Below are 17,709 nucleotides of genomic sequence, written 5' to 3'. Positions count from 1 at the left end.
GTGGCACCACCCGGTTCGGCTATTTTCATGGACTGGCACGCCGGCCCCCTGTTTTCATTCGCACAGGCTGCCCCCTTTTCGTTTACTATGACTGGTCGCATCCGAACCTACCTCATCCGCTACGCCCGCCAGCAAACCGGCACCGCTAGTTACCTCACCCTGGTGCAGGAAGCCGAATTGGGCCTGAACCTCGACATAGCGCACGAAAAATCGCGCCTGAATGAAATGCTCGCGGAAATATCCGCTACTGAGTACGCCGAAGGCAGGCCCCTGCTAAGCTGCCTGGTGAAAGTACCCGGCTCCAAAGGCCAAGGCGATAATTTTTACAAATTGTGCGAGAAGCTCGGCATGGGCGAGTGGCGTACTCTCAAGCAAGACGAAGAGTTTCTAAAAAATCTTGTGCGTGCGTGCCGGGACTTCTGGCTTGATGACGCTATTTTTCAAGAGTTTGCCTAAGCCCGGCGCAGGGATGGCGCAGGACCGTTCGCACAGCGAACAATGAAGGATAACGCAACCCCTCACGGGGCTACCCCGTTACAAACGCGGCCCGCGGCTGTGCCGGGGCCCTGTTTTTCTTCATTCACAACTCCCACGCTACTATGAATACCAACGATCGGAACAACCCGCAAAATTCAGGCACTGGCGCCGGCGCCAACTACGGTTCGGCCGCCACAGGTACGGGCGTAGGCAACAGCAGTGGCCTCAGCAATGAGGGTACTGTCTACAACGCTGGCACCGGCGTCGACCCTGCCGCAAGCAGCAGCACCACTACTTCCTATGGTACCGATCCGGCCGGCAGTAGCTACACCGAGGGCAGCACAATGAGCGGTATTTTCCGTGACCGTGATAGCGCCGAAAGAACCTACAACTCCCTGCATTCGCGCGGCTACGGCAAAGATGACGTAAACCTGCTCATGTCGGACGAAACCCGTAAGACCCACTTCGGCGACGACAACTTTCACACGGACTTAGGTGATAAAGCCATGGAAGGTGCGGGCGTAGGCTCGGCCATCGGCGGTACGGCCGGGGCTATCATCGGGGCCATTGCGGCCATTGGCACGTCGGTAGCCTTGCCCGGCTTGGGCTTGATCATTGCTGGTCCGTTGGCCGCAGCCTTAGCTGGTGCCGGGGCTGGGGGCCTCACCGGCGGTTTGGTGGGCGCACTCGTTGGCTCGGGCATTCCCGAAGAGCACGCGGCTGAATACGAAGAAGGCGTCAACAACGGTGGAATCGTGATGGGCGTAAAACCCCGTAACGCCGAAGATGCCCAATACTTTGAAGATGAGTTCCGTCGCAACAACGGCGACAAAATTTATCGGTACTAGTTTTCTGGTAGTATACTGCCCTAGTAAAAAGGCCTCTCCCTCTGGGAGTGGCCTTTTTTATTGTGCCACGGCATCCGCAAAAAGGAACCTTACGTAGAGCTAACAGAGGTTTTTAGTTGGCTGGGGCGGGGCACTTATTTACTTGCTGTGGGCGTTTGTAAGGCGAACGGCTACGCCGCAAGGCCGCTGATGATTTCGCGTATATTTGATTTTTCTATCGTTTTCTCTTCGCTGATGTCATTTCCTCGCCTAAAAATTGGATTATATGCCTTCCTGGTGATGGCAGTATTTGTCCTGGCTTCGTACCGGCTGTTTCGCCGCAGCACTTCGGCGGGTCCCACCAAGGAGCAAGTGCTCATTGGCACCATGGTGCAGGGTCTGAATAGTGCCCATTACCAGCCCGAAAAGTTGGACGACATGTTCTCCAAACGGGTGTTTGACTTATCGCTGAAGCGCGACGATTACCGCAAGACTTTTTTGCTGGCCAGCGACATCGAGAACCTGCGCCGTTACCAGAACGACATCGACGATGAAGTAAAAACTGGCCGGCGCGACTTCTTCGACCTCAGCACCCAACTAATGACCCAGCGGGTGAAGGAAATGCAGCTTCTCTACCGCGAAATCTTAGCTAAACCCTTCGACTTCACAACGAACGAGATGTTCCAAACCGACTTTGAAAAAGCTACCTGGCCGGCCGACAAGGCGGTTCAGCGCGAGTCGTGGCGTAAGATGTTGAAGTTTGAAACCCTAAGCCGGGTATCGGAGATGATGGACGCCCAGGAAAAAGCTAAAACGGCAAAGCCCTCGGCCGCCACCGCCGCCCCTGCGGCGGCCAACGCCAAGGCCCCCACGGCCCCCGAACCAGTACGTACGCCCGCCCAAATGGAAGCCGAGGCCCGCAAGCGCGTACTAAAGACCTACGATGACCAGTTTGCTGACTTGCTGGAAGTGAACGCTAGCGAGCAGTTGGCCAGCTATGCCAACGTCATCGCCAACACTTACGACCCGCACACCGACTACTTCGCGCCCAAGGCCAAGGAGGATTTTGATTACCAGCTCACCGGCCGTTTTGAAGGCATTGGGGCCCAGCTGCGGGAAAAAGATGGGTTGATTTACATAGAGGACATTATCCCCGGTTCGGCTTCGGCCCGGCAGGGCGAATTGAAAAAAGGCGACGCTATTCTGCGCGTGGCCCAGGGTGCTGCCGAGCCGGTGAGCATCGAGGGCTGGCGCATCACGAAAGCCGTAACCCTCATCAAAGGCAAAAAAGGCTCGGAAGTGCGCCTCACCGTACGCAAGGCCGATGGTACTACCAAAGTGGTGCCCATTATCCGCGATGTGGTAATCAACGACGAAGCATATGCCCGCTCGGCGGCCATTACCAGCAAAAACCAGAAGTTTGGCTACCTGGATTTGCGGACGTTTTACGCCGACTTCAACAACGACGGCAGCCCCAACTCGTCGCAGGACGTGAAGAAGGAGCTGGCTAAAATGAACCAGGAAGGCGTAAAGGGTGTGATTCTGGACCTGCGCTACAATGGCGGCGGTTCGCTGAACGATGCCGTGGACATGGGCGGCTTGTTCATTGACAGTGGCCCCATCGTACAAATTCGCGACGGCCGCGGCCGCACCACCGTGCTGGAAGACAAAGATCCCCGGGTGCAGTACAGCGGGCCTCTGGTAATTCTGGTGAACAAGTACAGCGCTTCGGCTTCGGAAATCCTGGCTGCGGCCATGCAGGACTATAAGCGCGCCGTGATTGTGGGCTCGGCCAGCACGTACGGCAAAGGCACTGTGCAGCGCATTGTGGACCTGGATGAGAGCCTGCCAAACGAGTTGAACAACCTCAAGCCGTTCGGTTCGTTGAAGTTCACTACTTCAAAATTCTACCGCGTGAACGGGGGCTCGACCCAGTTCAAGGGCGTGGTGCCCGATATTGTACTTCCTGATATGTATTCGTACTTGGAGGAAGGCGAAAAGGGCTCTGATTATCCACTGAAGTGGGACGAGATTTCCCCCGCCCGCTACCGCACCTGGAATACCCAGCCAGCCTACGACAAGCTGCGTGCTGCCAGCAAAGCCCGCGTGGCCGCAAGCCCAAGCTTTAACGTGATGAGCGAAGTAACCCAGATGTCCTTGGCGCGCAAGAAAGAGTCCATCGAGCCGCTAAACCTGGTGGCGTATCGCGTCAGGCAGCGCCAGAATAAGGTGGAGGCAGACAAGTACGAAGCTGCACAGAAGGCAACCACTAACCTGGCTTTTTCGCCCTTGCGTGCTGATGTGCAAGCAGCTAACGGTGACACGGTAAAGGTGAACCGCGACCAGCGCTTCACTAAGAACCTTAAGAAAGATATTATCATCGGCGAGGCCGTTTCAATCATCGAAGACCAGTTGTAGGGCCCCTGGCGCCTACCGTTTTCAAAGCCCTCAACCTTGCGGTTGAGGGCTTTTTTTTACGTTTCCTTAGCTACTATAAAAATTAGTAAATTGCCTGCTAAAAATAATTTTTAATAACTGCCAAATGCGCTTTTCAACTTGTTAACAATCAGCATTATACTAAATATTAAGGATCGTTAAATTAGTTAGTAAACAGGCAACTAAAAAGCTGCCATCGGGTGTTTATCTGGTATGACGACGACGCACGAAGAAACCCGCATCATTCCGCTCATCCCGCAGGCCGACCTGGGGGCCCCTGAGCCGCAGCAACTGGTGGCCGACGAGGCTTGGCGCAAGTCTATTCCGGCGCAGGTCTTCCTGAACTACTTCTTTGCCATCAACTACCACATCCAGGAAAGCGACGACGTGCTGGGCGGCTTGCAGAACTTGCCGTTCTTCCGCAACCACGCGGCCGAGCTGGGCGATGCCGATGCGGGGGCCCTCACTAAGCTGCTGCACACGTGCTGGAGCACGGAGTACGCCCTGCGCGCCACGGCTGAGCTGGGCGACGACAATTTCCTGCGCAACGCCCTGCACTGGACGTTCCCGCAGGCTTACCACGCCATTCTTTCGGGCCTCCAGGCTTTCCTGTACACCACCGGCGTGCGCAGCAACAACAACCAGCTGGTGCGCCGCGAGGTAGGCCGGCTGGTGGTGAAGAACGCCTACCCGCGCCCGGTCTCGTTCTACGCCGCGGGGGCCTACGGCGACTTCAGCATTCACCGGCTGCCGCTGGCGGGCTACAAGGCCGGGCTGCACATTGCCAGTAAAGGGATTGACGCCCAGGCCCAGATCGGCCAGTTCCTGCGCACCACGCGCAAGATGAAGGCTCAGTGGACCCGCGCCCAGGTGCAGGCCAACCCCAACACGGCCATCCGTAGCCAGAAAACTGGCCGGCCCCTCGACAAGTGGACCAGCGCGCATTGGCAGCAGATTACCTGGCGGCTGGGCTACACCACCATCTTCGACTTGCTGGGCCGCCTGCGCATCTCGCAGAGCAGCCGCGAGATTGAGCGCTATGTGGAGGCCGACATTGACTTTAAGCTCTTCCACGCTTCGCTGCTCAACATTGTGAGCTACCTCAACGGCATCCACGAAACCTACGTGGCCAAGGCCCTGGGCCTGGAGCGCTACCGCCAACTAGTGGCCGAGCTGCCCGCGCACTTGCAGGCCGGCTTTGTGCAGGAGCGCCTGCGCACCCGCGTCGAGCCCGTGCTGGCCCCCACGCCGCCCACGGCCCCGGCTGTGGCGGTGGAGGCCCCCACCTACCGCATGGCCGCCTAAATCACGGATTTTGCGGATTAGGGACGGATTTTGCAGATTCTGGGAACGACCGTTCGCAATATTATTTTTGACGAGCGAACCAGTCGCGCTTACCGGAGTTTTATTACTGAAAAGCCGCTCTCTTTTAGGAGCGGCTTTTTCATTGGCTACTTTTACGGCGGCATTACCCCGCCGCCTGCCTGCCCGCTAGAGCCCTGGGCGTGGGGCCCTAGCGGCCACAGAACCCCGGCTGCCGTCCCCAAAATCCGAAAAATCCGCCTTAATCCGCAAAATCCGTGATTCATTTAAGCGAACAAGAACTCCAGCGTCGCCATAAGCTCGAAGAGCTGGAAAAGCTGGGCGTGGAAGCCTACCCGTCGGAGCTGTTCGACGTGACGTTTTACGCCAAGGAAATCCTCGACAACTACCACCCCGAGCTCAATAACTTCCAGGAAGTGAGCCTGGCGGGCCGGCTGATGTCGCAGCGCGTGATGGGCAAGGCCTCGTTTGCGGAGCTGATGGACACCTCGGGCCGCATTCAGCTCTACATCAACCGCGACGAAATATGCCCTGGCGATGATAAGACGCTGTATAACAACGTATTCAAGAAGCTGCTCGACCTGGGCGACTTCATCGGTGTGAAGGGCCGCGTGTTCGTGACGCAGGTGGGCGAAACGTCCATCCACGTGACGGAGCTAAAATTGTTGGCCAAGGCCCTGCGCCCCCTGCCCGTGGTGAAGGAAAAAGTGGACGAGGCCACCGGCGAGAAAGTTGTGTACGACGCCTTCACGGACCCCGAGCAGCGCTACCGCCAGCGCTACGTAGACTTAGTAGTGAACCCCCACGTGCGCGACACCTTCATCAAGCGGACGCAGCTGGTGCAGTCTATGCGTAACTTCTTGAACGACAAAGGGTACCTGGAGGTGGAAACGCCGATTTTGCAGCCGCTGTACGGCGGCGCGGCGGCACGGCCCTTCAAAACGCACCACAACACGCTGGACATGGCGCTGTACCTGCGCATTGCCAACGAGCTGTACCTCAAGCGGCTGATTGTGGGCGGGTTCGACGGCGTATATGAGTTCAGCAAGGACTTCCGCAACGAGGGCATGTCGCGGTTCCACAACCCCGAGTTCACCCAGATGGAGCTGTACGTGGCCTACAAGGACTACAACTGGATGATGGACCTGGTGGAGGAAATGGTGGAGCGCGTGGCCATGACGCTGCACGGCAAAACCGAGGTGCAGGTGGGCGAAAACGTCATCAACTTCCAGCGCCCCTGGCAGCGCCTGACGATGTTCGAGGCCATCGAGAAGTTCACCGGCCACGCCATTGGGGCCCTGGACGAGGCGGCCCTGCGCACCGTGGCCGACACGCTGCACGTGAAGCTGGACCCCAGCATGGGCAAGTCCAAAATCATCGACGAGATTTTCGGGGAATACGTGGAGCCCAAGCTCATCCAGCCTACCTTCATCACCGACTACCCGGTGGAAATGTCGCCGCTGGCCAAGAAGCACCGCGACCACCCGGGCCTGGTGGAGCGGTTCGAGGCCATTTGCAACGGCAAGGAAATCTGCAACGCCTTCTCCGAGCTGAACGACCCAATTGACCAACGCAAGCGCTTCGAGGACCAGCTGGAGCTGGGCAAGCGCGGCGACGTGGAGGCGATGGTGCTCGACGAAGACTTCCTGCGGGCCCTGGAGTACGGGATGCCGCCCACGGCCGGCCTGGGCATCGGCATTGACCGCCTGAGCATGATCATGACCAACTCCAAATCCATCCAGGACGTGTTGTTTTTCCCGCAGATGAAGGCCGAAAAGCTGGACTAGCCCGAGCGCAGAACGCAAAAAAGGCCCGCACGACGAATCGTGCGGGCCTTTTTACGTCAGCTTAACCAATGGGGCAGCTTTAGCTATGGGAAGTTTGCGATGGGTACGTCTGATTTTGCTACTGAAGTGTTTGACCAATTTCAATAGAAGCTCCTACGACCGGCAATTTTACGAATAGCGCGGGCAGCCTTCTTTTAAAGCTGTTGTAGAGAGTATTACGCAGTTGCTGAGGCAGGGTTGCGCAGTTGTACTATTTTTTTTGCGGAGGCCCGCTCAATCGAGGGCCTCGGCCGCTTCCTGGCTCATCGAGCGCAGGAGGGCGTCGGCGGCGGCCTGATCGCCGGTGCCGGGCGCGGGGACCGCGGGGGTTTGGCCCAGGGCCCGTTGGGCGCGCTTTTTCAGGTCGTCAGCCCACTTAGTGGCCGACTCACGAATTTGGGAGCGGGCGTCGTCGCCGGTTTCGGGCGCCAGCAGCAGGCCGGCCACGATGCCGGCCGTGGCGCCGACCAGCAGCGAGAAGATCACTTTGCCTTTGTCGTCGTTCATAATAATCCAAAGAAAATAGCCGGTCAAAAGCCACCGTCAAAACCCGTTCTCCAGCTTGCCAGGAACCAGCGAAATCACGGTTAGTCAGTCGAAATCGGCGATGAAAAAAGCCCCGTGCTGGGTGGCACGGGGCTTTTCAAACTAACTAATTAAAAAGCACTTAGGCTTTTAGGTCGTTTAGCATTTTGATAATTTCGGCTTTGCCTTTGCCGAGTTTGTCTTGGAGCTTGCCAATGAGCTCGTCGCCTTTGCCTTCGGCAAAGACCAGGTCCTCGTCGGTGAGCTGAGCGTACTGCTGCTTCAGTTTGCCTTTCAGCTCATCCCAGTTGCCTTGCAGGCGTAGGCCACCGGCACCGGTCATATCTTCGAGCTTGTCCGAATACTCTTTGAATTTGGCTTCGAGGTCCGAGCTAATTTTGGTGGCTTGCTCGCCCAGCTGGCCGCTGTACTTGGTGGCAGCGCCTTTCCAGTTTTCGAGGGTGTTCGAACCTTTGTCAGGGGCCAGCAGGATGCCGGCGATGATGCCAGCGCCGGCACCGGCGAGGGCAGCGAGGAGGATTTTGCCGGCGTTGTTGTCTTCTTCTTGGTACGACATGGGGAAGGAATGAAAGAGAGTGAAAGAATCGTGAAGAAGCCGCGGGCCCGGGGCCCCGGCGGGGTGTGTCAGAGCCTAATACGCTACGGCGCGGCGAGGGTTGAGATAGTGGCCGCAAATTTTACGGGCCTGTGCCCGGTGGCGCGTATTTTCGCCCCGCCCCCGCCCCATGCCCGCCCACGCCGACTACCGCACCTTCTGCCGCACCGCCCCCGACCTGCCGGTGTTTGCCCAGCCGTGGTACCTCGACGCCTGCGCTGCGGGCGGCGCCTGGGATGCGGTACTGGCCCGCGAAAACGGCCGCGTGGTGGCCGCCTGGCCCTATTTCCACAAGCGGCGGGGGCCCTGGCGCTACGCCACCATGCCGCCCTTTGTGAAGTGGCTAGGGCCCTATTTGCTGCCCGAGCTGCGTGCCGATCCGCCCCGCGAAGCGGCCGCGCTGACGGCGCTACTGGCCCAGCTACCGCCGCTGGCTGCCTTTAAGCAAAACTGCTACCCCACGCTCACCGACAGGCAGCTGCTGCGCGGGCAGGGCTTCGGCCACACCACAGCTTATACCTACCGCCTGGGGCCCCTGCGCGACCTGGCGCGGGTGGAGGCCGGGCTGCACCAGGGCATCCGGCGCGACATCCGGCGGGCGCGGCGCAAGGTGCGCGTGGTGCACGACCTGGGGCTAGCCACTTTTTGGGCGGTGAACCGGTTGAGCTTCGCGCGCCAGGGCCTGGCCGTGCCGTACTCGGAAGCGCAGTTCCAGCGGCTCGACGGGGCCCTGGCGGCGCAAGGGGCCCGGCAGCTATTTTTTGCCGTCGATACCCAGGGCCGGGTGCACTCGGTGGCTTACCTGATTTGGGATGCTACTACAGCCTACTACCACCTGACCGGCGACGACCCCGCGCTGCGAGCCAGCGGCGCGGGCATTTTACTGGCCTGGACGTGCATCTGCTACGCCGCCGAAGTACTGGGGCTCAACTGTTTCGATTTTGAGGGCAGCATGCTACCGGGCGTCGCGCGGATGCGAGTGCGGTTCGGAGCAGTCCAAACGCCGTACTTTTTCGTCTGGAAATACCATTCCCGCCTGTTTGAATGGCTGGACAAATTGAAAAACTAACCTCTTCACCGATGCCCTTTATGGCTACCGAAAAACGCTACGTCCTCAACCCCGCGCCCTTCGTGGTGCCCACCACCGACGGCAAGCTCATTGAGGAGCACGTGGGCCAGGCCAGCACCGGCACGGCCGCCTACAGCCTAGCCCACATGGTGGCCCCGCCCCACTGGAGCGAGCCCTACCAAACGCCCACGTTCGACGAAATCACCATTGTGGTGCGCGGCCGCAAACGGTTCGAAATCGACGGCGACACCGTGGAGCTGCGCGCCGGGCAGGCCCTGCTCATCAAGGGCGGGGCCCGGGTACGCTACGCCAACCCCTTCGATGAGGAGTGCGAATACTGGTCGATTTGCGTGCCGGCGTTCAGCCCCGACACGGTGAACCGCGAGGACGACTGATGCGGGCCCCCGGCGGAACCGACCTGGCGCGCCTGCTGGCCACTTTGCAGCCCGCGCTGCACCCCGGCGACTACGTGTTCTGCGCGGTGGGGCCCGGCGAGCCCGTGCCGGCGGGGTCTCTGGGCTGGTTCCGGGAGGCGGAGGGCGTCACCCTCATTTTGCCCCGGGCCGAGGCCGACGCCCAAGGCCTCCCCTACGAATACGTGGCCGCCTGGCTGACGCTGACGGTGCACTCGTCGCTGGCCGCCGTGGGGCTGACGGCCGCTGTGGCGGGGGCCCTGGCCCGGGAAAACATTAGCTGCAACGTGGTGGCTGCGTACCACCACGACCATTTATTTGTGGCCCGCGCCGACGCCGACCGGGCCCTGGAGGCCCTGCGCACGCTGTCGGCCACAGCCACGGCCGCCCAGACTTAATCTTGAATTAGAGAAGAAGCAGAAGTCATGCAGCGCATCAAGCAGAGACGAAGCATCTTTCCCGCGTAACTATACTCGTCACGAAGTAGGGTGCGGGGCTTGTCCCCGCCCGTCGTTGAACGAAAGCCGACTGAACCGTTCAAGGACGGGCGGGGGCAAGCCCCGCACCCTACTTCGTTTTTGCATTCCACTTCGTGAGCAGTATAATCCTGATTACTGGCGCCGGAAAGATGCTTCGCTACGCTCTGCATGACATTCTTTTTTTGTGCAGTTTTTTCGAGAACAACTCTCCTTTGTAAATTCTAATCGATGAAAAAATTCCTACTCGCCTTGTGCTTGGCCGTTTCCGTAGCCGCCGCCGCCCAAACCCCCAGCGCCCCGGCGCCGGCCCCCACCGCGCCCACCGTCACGGCCATCCGGGCCGGGCGGCTGGTGGATGTGGTGGGCGGCAAGCTGCTCACCAATCAAATTATTCTGGTCAGCGGCGACAAAATCACGGCCGTGGGCCCTAATTTGGCCATTCCGGCTGGCGCCACCGTCGTCGACCTGAGCAACGCCACGGTGCTGCCGGGCCTCATGGACTGCCACACCCACCTCAGCGGCGAGCCGGGCGACAACTACTACGAGGACATGTTCCGCAAGTCGCCGATTGACCGGGCGGTGGTGGCCCCGGTGTACGCGGCGCGCACCTTGCAGGCGGGCTTCACGATGGTGCGCGACCTGGGCAGCGGCAGCCTCATCGACGTGAGCCTGCGCAACGCCATCAACGCTGGCACCCTGCCGGGGCCCCGGATGCTGGTGGCCACCTTCGCCCTGAGCGCCACCGGCGGCCACGGCGACCCCACCACCGGCTTCGCGCCCGGCCTGAAATTTGGCGAAAACCCCGATTTCACGGGCATTGCCGACGGGCCCGAGGAAATCCGCAAGCGCGTGCGGAACAACGTAAAATTTGGGGCCGACTGGATAAAGGTGCTGGCTACGGCCGGCGTGCTCTCGGAGGAAGGCAGCGCGGGCGCGGCCCTGTACTCGTTTGAGGAGCTGAAAGCCGCCGTGGACGAGGCCCACCGCTGGGGCCGCCAGGTGGCGGCCCACGCCCACGGGGCCGAGGGCATCAAGCTAGCAGTGCGTGCCGGCGTCACCAGCATCGAGCACGGCTCGCTGCTCGACGACGAAGGCATCCAGCTGATGAAGAAAAACGGCACCTGGCTGGTAGCCGACCTCTACGACGATGACTACATCCTGAGCGAATACGCCAAGAAGGGCTTTCCTGAAAAAATAATCGAGAAGGAACGCAGCGTGGGCAAGTTGCAGCGAGAGAACTTCCAGAAAGCCGTGCGGGCCGGCGTGAAAGTGGCCTTCGGCACCGACGCCGCGGTGTACCCGCACGGCGGCAACGGCAAGCAGTTTTTCTACATGGTAAAGTTTGGTCTTACGCCCATGCAAGCCATTCAGTCGGCCACTATTCGGGCGGCAGAGTTGTTGCAGTGGCAGGACCGCACCGGCTCGCTCACGGCCGGCAAGCTGGCCGACATCGTGGCCGTGCCCGGTAACCCGCTCGACGACGTGCAGGCCCTGGAAACAGTGCAGTTCGTGATGAAGGACGGCAAAGTGTACCGGAACGAGCCGAAGCGTTAGTCGGCGGCGACCGGGGCCCCAGTATCTCGCTTAAGAATTTCCCTGACCCATTTTTTATTCGCTATGAAACGCCTCGTCGAGAAGCACCCGCTGGCCATCCGCTGGTTCCACTGGCTGAACTTTCCCATCCTCACGCTCATGATTTGGAGCGGGCTGCTCATTTACTGGGCCAACGATGTGTACCGCATCGGCTGGGGCTCTACCACGCTGTTCAAGTTTTTTCCCGACGGCTTTTACAAGGCCTTGGGCATGCCCCAAAAGCTCGCCCAGGGCATGAACTGGCACTTCGCCCTGATGTGGCTATTCTTGCTCAATGGCCTGCTGTACGTGGGCTACACGCTGGTTTCGGGCGAATGGCGCCACCTGCTGCCCGACCGCAACTCCTTTCGCGAAGCCATATTGGTGACGCTCCACGACCTGGGCCTGCGCAAGGGCGCGCCGCCGGTGGTGAAGTACAATGGGGCTCAGAAGATTGCCTACACCGCCGTGGTGCTCATGGGCGTGGGTTCACTGCTCACGGGCCTGGCCATTTATAAGCCGGTGCAGTTTGCCTGGCTCACGAAGTTACTCGGCGGCTACGAGTGGGCCGGCGCCGAGCATTTCGCGCTCACCATCGGCTACGTATTGTTCTTTGTGGTACACATCGCGCAAGTAACGCGGGCCGGCTGGAACAACTTCCGCTCGATGGTGGCCGGCTTCCAAATTGTGGACGCGCAGCACCCGGTGGTCGGTGATCCGGTGGCCGGGGCCCCGGGCCGGCCTACCTCTCCTACCCTACCCGCCTAGCTCGTTTTGTAATGGACAACAATCCCGATTATTCCGCCCCGCCGCTACCCACCTCATCCGCCGACACGCCCGAAACCGACGTGGCCCGGGAAGCGGCCGGCCGCTCGCGCCGGGCCTTTATTGTGGGCGGACTAGCAGCCCTGGCTGGCGTCGGCGGCTGGCGCTGGCTGCTCACGCGCCCCGCCGACGAGGGCACGCCGTGGCCCTTCCGCCGGGTGCTCGACGCCAACGGGCGTCTCTCGCAGGCCTACTTCCGCGAAACCCGGCTGGCGCCTACGTTTCCTAAGTCGATGGCCACTAGCCGCCAAAACGGTAACATCGGCCTCAAGGAATCTTTCGTAACCGCCGACTGGCGCATGCGGGTGCAGGCCTACGCCCCGGCCGGGGCCCCGGCGCGCGTGCAGGAATTCACGCTGGCCGACATCAAAGCCCTGCCGCGCGTGGACATGACCACCGAGCTGAAGTGCATCGAAGGCTGGAGTATCAAGGTGAATTGGGTGGGGGCCCGGTTTTCCGACTTCCTCGAAAAGTACCCGCTGGCCACCGCCAACGGCCGGGAAGCCCGCTACGTCAGCGTCGTCACGCCCGACAAGGCTTACTACGTGGGCCTGGATTTGTCCAACGCCGTGCACCCCCAAACGCTGCTGTGCTATGAGATGAACGGCCAGCCCCTGACGAGCCCCCACGGCGCGCCGTTACGCCTGGTCATCCCGCTCAAATACGGCATCAAGCACCTCAAGCGCATCGGTACCATTGCCTTCGTGGACGAGCGGCCGGCTGATTTCTGGGCCGAGCAAGGCTACGACTGGGACTCGGGCCACTGATGCCGGGGCCCTCTGCCAAGAGCCCGTCCGAATAAGAACTATTATGCTCATCTGGCGTCCGCGCAGGCGAAGCCTCTCTCCCGCGCAAGTAATCCTGCTGACTGGATTATACTGCTCACGAAGTGGAATGCGAAAACGAAGTAGGGTGCGGGGCTTGCCCCCGCCCGTCCTTGAACGGTTCGGTCGGCTTTCGTTCAACGACGGGTAGGGACAAACCCCGCACCCTACTTCGTGACGAGTATAGTTGTGCAGCGGCGGCGCTTCGGCGGCGCTTTTCTTGTTTATTCGGGCAGCTTCTAAGCAATTGAAATTGAGACATTAATAGCTACTATTGCACAGTAAGTTATTACCTGGCGAAACGCCTGCCGGAGCCTCCTTTTCTTTCTCACCCTACTTCCGCCGTATGGACCAGCGCATCATCAACCTGTTCGACGAGTACACTCACGCTCCGCTCACCCGGAAAAATTTTCTGGACCGGCTGGCCAAGCTGACCGGCGGCACGGCCCTGGCCCTGGCAGCCCTGGCCGTGCTAGAGCCCGGCTACGCCCAGGCCGCCACCGTGAGCACTTCGGCCGATGACCTCGTGCTCGAAGACGTGACCTGGCCCGGCGACGGGGACCCCGTGAAGGGCTACCTGGCCCGCCCCAAAGGCAGCAAAAAGCGCGGGGCCGTAGTGGTCATCCACGAAAACCGGGGCCTCACGCCCCACATCAAGGACGTGACGCGCCGCGTGGCCCAGGCCGGCTACCTGGCCCTGGGCGTCGATGCCTTGTCGCCCCTGGGCGGCACGCCCACCGACGAGGACCAGGGCCGCACGCTCATCGGCCAGCTCGACCCCGCCAAAAACCTGAACAACTACCTCGCCGCCCTCGCTTACCTCCGCGCCCGGCCCGATTGCAACGGCCGCACCGGTTGCGTGGGCTTCTGCTGGGGCGGGGGCCTGTCCAACCAACTGGCGGTGCACGACCCCAAGCTGAACGCCGCCGTGGCTTACTACGGCCAGCAGCCCAAAGCCGAGGACGTGCCCCAAATCAAGGCCGCCCTGATGCTTCACTACGCCGGCCTCGACGAGCGCATCGACGCCGGCATTCCGGCCTACGAAGCCGCGCTCAAGGCTAACCACACGCCCTACGAGCTGTTCGTGTACCCTAATGTGAACCACGCGTTCAACAACGACACTTCCCCCGCCCGCTACAACGCCGAGGCCGCCAAGCTGGCCTGGGAGCGCACGCTGAAACTGTTCAAGGATAAGCTAGCGTAGGCAATTCTCCCGCATTTATAAATCAGGGGCCCCGCTGCTGGCAGTAGCGGGGCCCCTGATTTATAAGCCATTCCATAAAAATCACACCAGCAAACTCAGAAAATCCTGCTTGCCGTTCAGGTACTCAAACCCAAACCCTTCGTCGGCCATGCGGACCTTAATACCCTCTACGTCGTGCGGGTTTTTGACCTCGACGCCGATGAAGACGGGGCCTTTTTCCTTGTTGTTCTTCTTGATGTACTGAAACTGAATGATGTCGGTGCCCTCGTTGAGCACGTTGTTCACGAAGCGGCGGAGCGCGCCCGGTGCCTGGTTGAAGGTTACCATAAAGTAGTGTTTGAGGCCCTGGTGGCGCTGGGCGCGTTCCTTGATATCCTCCATGCGGGTGATGTCGTTGTTGGAGCCGCTCACGATGCACACCACTGTTTTGCCCCGTATCTGGTCGGCGTAGGCGTGCAGGGCCGAGATGGCGAGCGTGCCGGCCGGCTCCAGCACCATGCCTTCCTCGTTGTACATCTTCAGCAAATCTTCGCACACCTGCCCCTCGGGCACGAGGTGTACCTCGTCGAGCAAGGCCTGGCAAATGCCAAACGTCAGCTCGCCGGGGCACTTCACGGCCGCGCCATCCACAAAAGTGTCGAGGCTGGCCAGCGCCTGCCGCTGCCCGGCCCGGAGGGCATCGTGCATACTCGGGGCCCCTAGTGGCTGTACGCCGATAAGCCGCGTCTGCGGGCTAAGCTGCCGGAACACGCTTGATAAGCCCGAGGCCAGCCCGCCGCCGCCAATGGGCATGAAGCAAAAATCAATCGGCGCTTTGGTGGCTTTCAGAATTTCCAGGCCCACCGTGGCCTGCCCTTCCACAATGGCCAGGTCGTCAAACGGGTGCACGAACGTGCTGCCGCGCGCGTCGCAAAACGCCTGCGCCGCGTGGTAGCAGTCATCAAACGTGCGGCCGGTGAGGTGCACCGTCACCATATCCTTGCCGAATAGGCGCACCTTGTCCACCTTCTGCGCGGGCGTTTGAGCGGGCATGAAAATATCGCCCTGCAAGCCCAGCAGCTGGCAGGCGTAGGCTACACCCTGGGCATGGTTGCCGGCGCTGGCGCACACTATCTGGCGGCCCGGCACGGTGGTGGGCAGCGTCGAAATCTTGTTGTAAGCCCCCCGGATTTTGTAGGAGCGCACCACCTGCAAGTCTTCCCGCTTGAGCAGAATAGTAGCGTCGTACGTGCGCGAAAGCCCTAGATTCAACATCAAGGGCGTCTTGGTAATCACGCCTTTGAGACGGCGCGCGGCACGTTCTACATTTTCCAGGGTAACGGCGGTAGCCGCCGGAGCTTCCAGGTCGGGCATGGAGTAGGGCATTGATTAACAGCTTAAAAAAGAACATCGTGCTGAGCGCAGTGAAGCAGCTCTACCGCTTCGTTAGGTTGGAAAACCCTGCGGCGCGGTAGAGCTATTTCGCTTTGCTCGGCATGACGTTCTGAGTCAGCGCAGAAGCGGACTACGCCTCCACGTTCTCGCTCGTGCGCGAACGCAGCTCGCGCACGGTGGCGCCCGTCTGCCAGAGTTCCGAGTCGCGCACTTCTTTCAGCTCGGCTTCTAACTCGGCGCGGTAGTTGGGCGTGCTGCCGCGCTCAATGGTACGGCGGGCTTCCTCACCGCTGGCCACGCTGTCGTACAGATCATTAAGTACGGGCAGGGCAGCGTCGCGGAACTTGCCTTTCCAGTCGAGGGCCCCACGCTGGGCGGTTACCGAACAGTTACTAAACATCCAGTCCATGCCGTTTTCGCCCACCAGTGGCACGAGGCTCTGGGTGAGTTCTTCCACGGTTTCGTTAAAGGCCTCGGAGGGCGAGTGGCCGCGCTGGCGCAGCACTTGGTACTGGGCCTCGATGATGCCGGCCAGGGCCCCCATTAGCACGCCGCGCTCGCCGGTAAGGTCGGAGTACACTTCCTTCTTAAAGTCGGTTTCGAACAAATAGCCCGAGCCCACGCCGATGCCCATCGCAATGGCCTTTTCCCAGGCCTTACCCGTAGCATCCTGGAACACGGCGAACGACGAATTCAGGCCGCCGCCAGCCACAAACAGGCGCCGCAGACTGGTGCCGCTGCCCTTCGGCGCTACCAAAATCACGTCAATATCCTTGGCCGGGATGATGTTAGTTTGCTCATTAAACGTGATGCCGAAGCCGTGCGAGAAATACAGCGTTTTACCCGGCGTGAGGTATTTCTGGAGCGTGGGCCACAGCGCAATCTGGCCCGCATCCGAGAGCAGATTGCAGATGATGGTACCCTTGTCGGCCGCCTCTTCGATGCTGAACAGCGACTCGCCTGGCACCCAACCGTCTTTGAGGGCGCGCTCCCACGACGGCGTGCCCTCGCGCTGGCCCACGATGACGTGGAAGCCGTTGTCGCGCATGTTCAGCGCCTGGCCGGGGCCCTGCACGCCGTAGCCGATTATGGCAATGGTGTCGTCCTTCAGGAAATCGAGGGCCTTGGCGAGCGGAAATTCATCGCGGGTAATAACGGTTTCGGGTACACCGCCGAAGTTGATGGTAGCCATGGGGATTGGGGGTTGTTGTAGCGTAGACGCTGCGAGTCTGCGCGCGTGGGTTTAAAAAAGGGTGTCGTTCAACGCGCGGACTCGCAGCGTCCACGCTACATTCTTACATCGTAAAAACCTGCTCGCGGTCATTCAAAAACTCGTTCTCGGCCACTTCTTCGCTCGGCTCGCGGCGCTCAAAATCCTTGAGCTTATGGTGAAAGCCGTCGCTGGCCTTGATGATGGCAATGCGCGCCGAGCGCACAAACTCAATCAGCCCATAAGGCTGCAGAGCCTTGATTAAGCTGTCGGTTTCCTCGCGGTGGCCAGTGGTTTCAAACACCGTGTAATCCTTGCGAATCACCACGGCACGGGCGCCGTTTTCTCGCAGCAGGCGCTCCACGAGCACTTTTTCGGCAATCACGTCGGTGGGCACTTTATAGAGCGCCATTTCCTGCCAAATCACGTCGGCGTTGGTGTTGTAGTACACTTTGAGCACCTCCACCTGCTTCTCAATCTGCTTGGCGAGCTTCTCTACGACCTCCTCCGTCTCCACAATCACGATGTTGAAGCGGTGGATGCCCTCAATCTCCGAAGGCGACACGTTGAGGCTCTCAATATTGATTTTACGACGCGAAAAGATGATGGCAATGCGATTGAGCAGGCCCACCTGGTTTTCAGTGTACGCGGTGATGTTGTACTCTTGGCGGTCAACGGGTTCGGTGCTCATGGCAATTAGGTTTTAATC

17 protein-coding genes are annotated in these 17,709 nt (G+C 60.3%); 12 read left to right on the top strand and 5 right to left on the bottom strand.

The features are described 5' to 3' along the window. Window positions 1–87: 87 nt before the first annotated feature. The 5 genes from DDQ68_RS20880 (at window position 88) to lysS (ending at window position 6,850) form a co-directional block, all read left to right on the top strand. Window positions 88–456: a hypothetical protein gene (locus tag DDQ68_RS20880; protein ID WP_109658553.1), complete on the top strand. Its 369-nt coding sequence runs from the start codon at window positions 88–90 to the stop codon at window positions 454–456. Window positions 457–599: 143 nt separating this feature from the next. Then, the gene (locus tag DDQ68_RS20875) at window positions 600–1,325 is read left to right on the top strand and encodes a hypothetical protein (RefSeq protein ID WP_342767419.1); all 726 of its coding nucleotides are present in this window, start codon (window positions 600–602) and stop codon (window positions 1,323–1,325) included. Between the two features lie 279 nt (window positions 1,326–1,604). After that, complete coding sequence (locus DDQ68_RS20870; protein ID WP_245897151.1) at window positions 1,605–3,722, top strand: carboxy terminal-processing peptidase; 2,118 nt, start codon at window positions 1,605–1,607, stop codon at window positions 3,720–3,722. A gap of 231 nt (window positions 3,723–3,953) precedes the next feature. Next, on the top strand, window positions 3,954–5,045 hold the full coding sequence (locus DDQ68_RS20865; protein ID WP_211320185.1) for a hypothetical protein: 1,092 nt from the start codon (window positions 3,954–3,956) through the stop codon (window positions 5,043–5,045). A gap of 275 nt (window positions 5,046–5,320) precedes the next feature. Further along, entirely contained in the window at window positions 5,321–6,850 is a 1,530-nt protein-coding gene (gene lysS, locus DDQ68_RS20860; protein WP_245897149.1) for a lysine--tRNA ligase, read from the top strand. A gap of 273 nt (window positions 6,851–7,123) precedes the next feature. On the opposite strand, the gene DDQ68_RS20855 is transcribed toward lysS, so the two are convergent. Both DDQ68_RS20855 and DDQ68_RS24485 read right to left on the bottom strand, forming a co-directional pair. Beyond that, window positions 7,124–7,396 carry a YtxH domain-containing protein gene (locus DDQ68_RS20855; RefSeq protein WP_109658024.1) on the bottom strand — a complete coding sequence of 91 codons (273 nt, stop codon included), beginning with the start codon at window positions 7,394–7,396 and terminating at the stop codon, window positions 7,124–7,126. 160 nt (window positions 7,397–7,556) lie between these two features. Beyond that, window positions 7,557–7,991: a CsbD family protein gene (locus tag DDQ68_RS24485; protein ID WP_109658023.1), complete on the bottom strand. Its 435-nt coding sequence runs from the start codon at window positions 7,989–7,991 to the stop codon at window positions 7,557–7,559. Window positions 7,992–8,160: 169 nt separating this feature from the next. Here DDQ68_RS24485 and DDQ68_RS20845 point away from each other — a divergent pair, with 169 nt between their 5' ends. The 7 genes from DDQ68_RS20845 (at window position 8,161) to DDQ68_RS20815 (ending at window position 14,416) form a co-directional block, all read left to right on the top strand. Next, the gene (locus tag DDQ68_RS20845; protein WP_109658022.1) at window positions 8,161–9,099 is read left to right on the top strand and encodes a GNAT family N-acetyltransferase; all 939 of its coding nucleotides are present in this window, start codon (window positions 8,161–8,163) and stop codon (window positions 9,097–9,099) included. A 20-nt stretch (window positions 9,100–9,119) separates the two neighbouring features. Further along, the gene (locus DDQ68_RS20840) at window positions 9,120–9,494 is read left to right on the top strand and encodes a cupin domain-containing protein (protein ID WP_109658550.1); all 375 of its coding nucleotides are present in this window, start codon (window positions 9,120–9,122) and stop codon (window positions 9,492–9,494) included. Then, window positions 9,494–9,910: an ACT domain-containing protein gene (locus DDQ68_RS20835; protein ID WP_109658021.1), complete on the top strand. Its 417-nt coding sequence runs from the start codon at window positions 9,494–9,496 to the stop codon at window positions 9,908–9,910. Before DDQ68_RS20840 ends, DDQ68_RS20835 begins: the two co-directional genes overlap by 1 nt. A 309-nt stretch (window positions 9,911–10,219) precedes the next feature. Next, window positions 10,220–11,545, top strand: a complete 1,326-nt coding sequence (locus DDQ68_RS20830) for a Xaa-Pro dipeptidase (RefSeq protein WP_109658020.1) — start codon at window positions 10,220–10,222, stop codon at window positions 11,543–11,545. Between the two features lie 63 nt (window positions 11,546–11,608). Next, window positions 11,609–12,331 (top strand): cytochrome b/b6 domain-containing protein, encoded by a 723-nt coding sequence (locus DDQ68_RS20825; protein ID WP_109658019.1) that lies wholly within the window; start codon window positions 11,609–11,611, stop codon window positions 12,329–12,331. Between the two features lie 11 nt (window positions 12,332–12,342). Next, window positions 12,343–13,155: a molybdopterin-dependent oxidoreductase gene (locus DDQ68_RS20820; protein ID WP_109658018.1), complete on the top strand. Its 813-nt coding sequence runs from the start codon at window positions 12,343–12,345 to the stop codon at window positions 13,153–13,155. A gap of 403 nt (window positions 13,156–13,558) precedes the next feature. Beyond that, entirely contained in the window at window positions 13,559–14,416 is an 858-nt protein-coding gene (locus DDQ68_RS20815) for a dienelactone hydrolase family protein (protein ID WP_109658017.1), read from the top strand. An 81-nt stretch (window positions 14,417–14,497) separates the two neighbouring features. Here DDQ68_RS20815 and ilvA read toward each other — a convergent pair whose 3' ends face one another. The 3 genes from ilvA to ilvN form a co-directional block, all read right to left on the bottom strand. Beyond that, window positions 14,498–15,781 (bottom strand): threonine ammonia-lyase IlvA, encoded by a 1,284-nt coding sequence (ilvA, locus tag DDQ68_RS20810; protein WP_109658016.1) that lies wholly within the window; start codon window positions 15,779–15,781, stop codon window positions 14,498–14,500. Between the two features lie 139 nt (window positions 15,782–15,920). Continuing rightward, window positions 15,921–16,982, bottom strand: coding sequence for a ketol-acid reductoisomerase (gene ilvC, locus DDQ68_RS20805; protein ID WP_109658015.1), 1,062 nt, complete (start codon window positions 16,980–16,982; stop codon window positions 15,921–15,923). Window positions 16,983–17,085: 103 nt separating this feature from the next. Then, complete coding sequence (gene ilvN / locus DDQ68_RS20800) at window positions 17,086–17,691, bottom strand: acetolactate synthase small subunit (RefSeq protein WP_109658014.1); 606 nt, start codon at window positions 17,689–17,691, stop codon at window positions 17,086–17,088. Window positions 17,692–17,709: the final 18 nt, after the last annotated feature.

This window comes from Hymenobacter nivis, assembly GCF_003149515.1.
In the GTDB taxonomy this organism is placed as follows: domain Bacteria; phylum Bacteroidota; class Bacteroidia; order Cytophagales; family Hymenobacteraceae; genus Hymenobacter; species Hymenobacter nivis.
The sequence above is the reverse complement of the archived record's forward strand: the minus strand, read 5'-3'. Positions and strand labels throughout refer to the sequence as shown.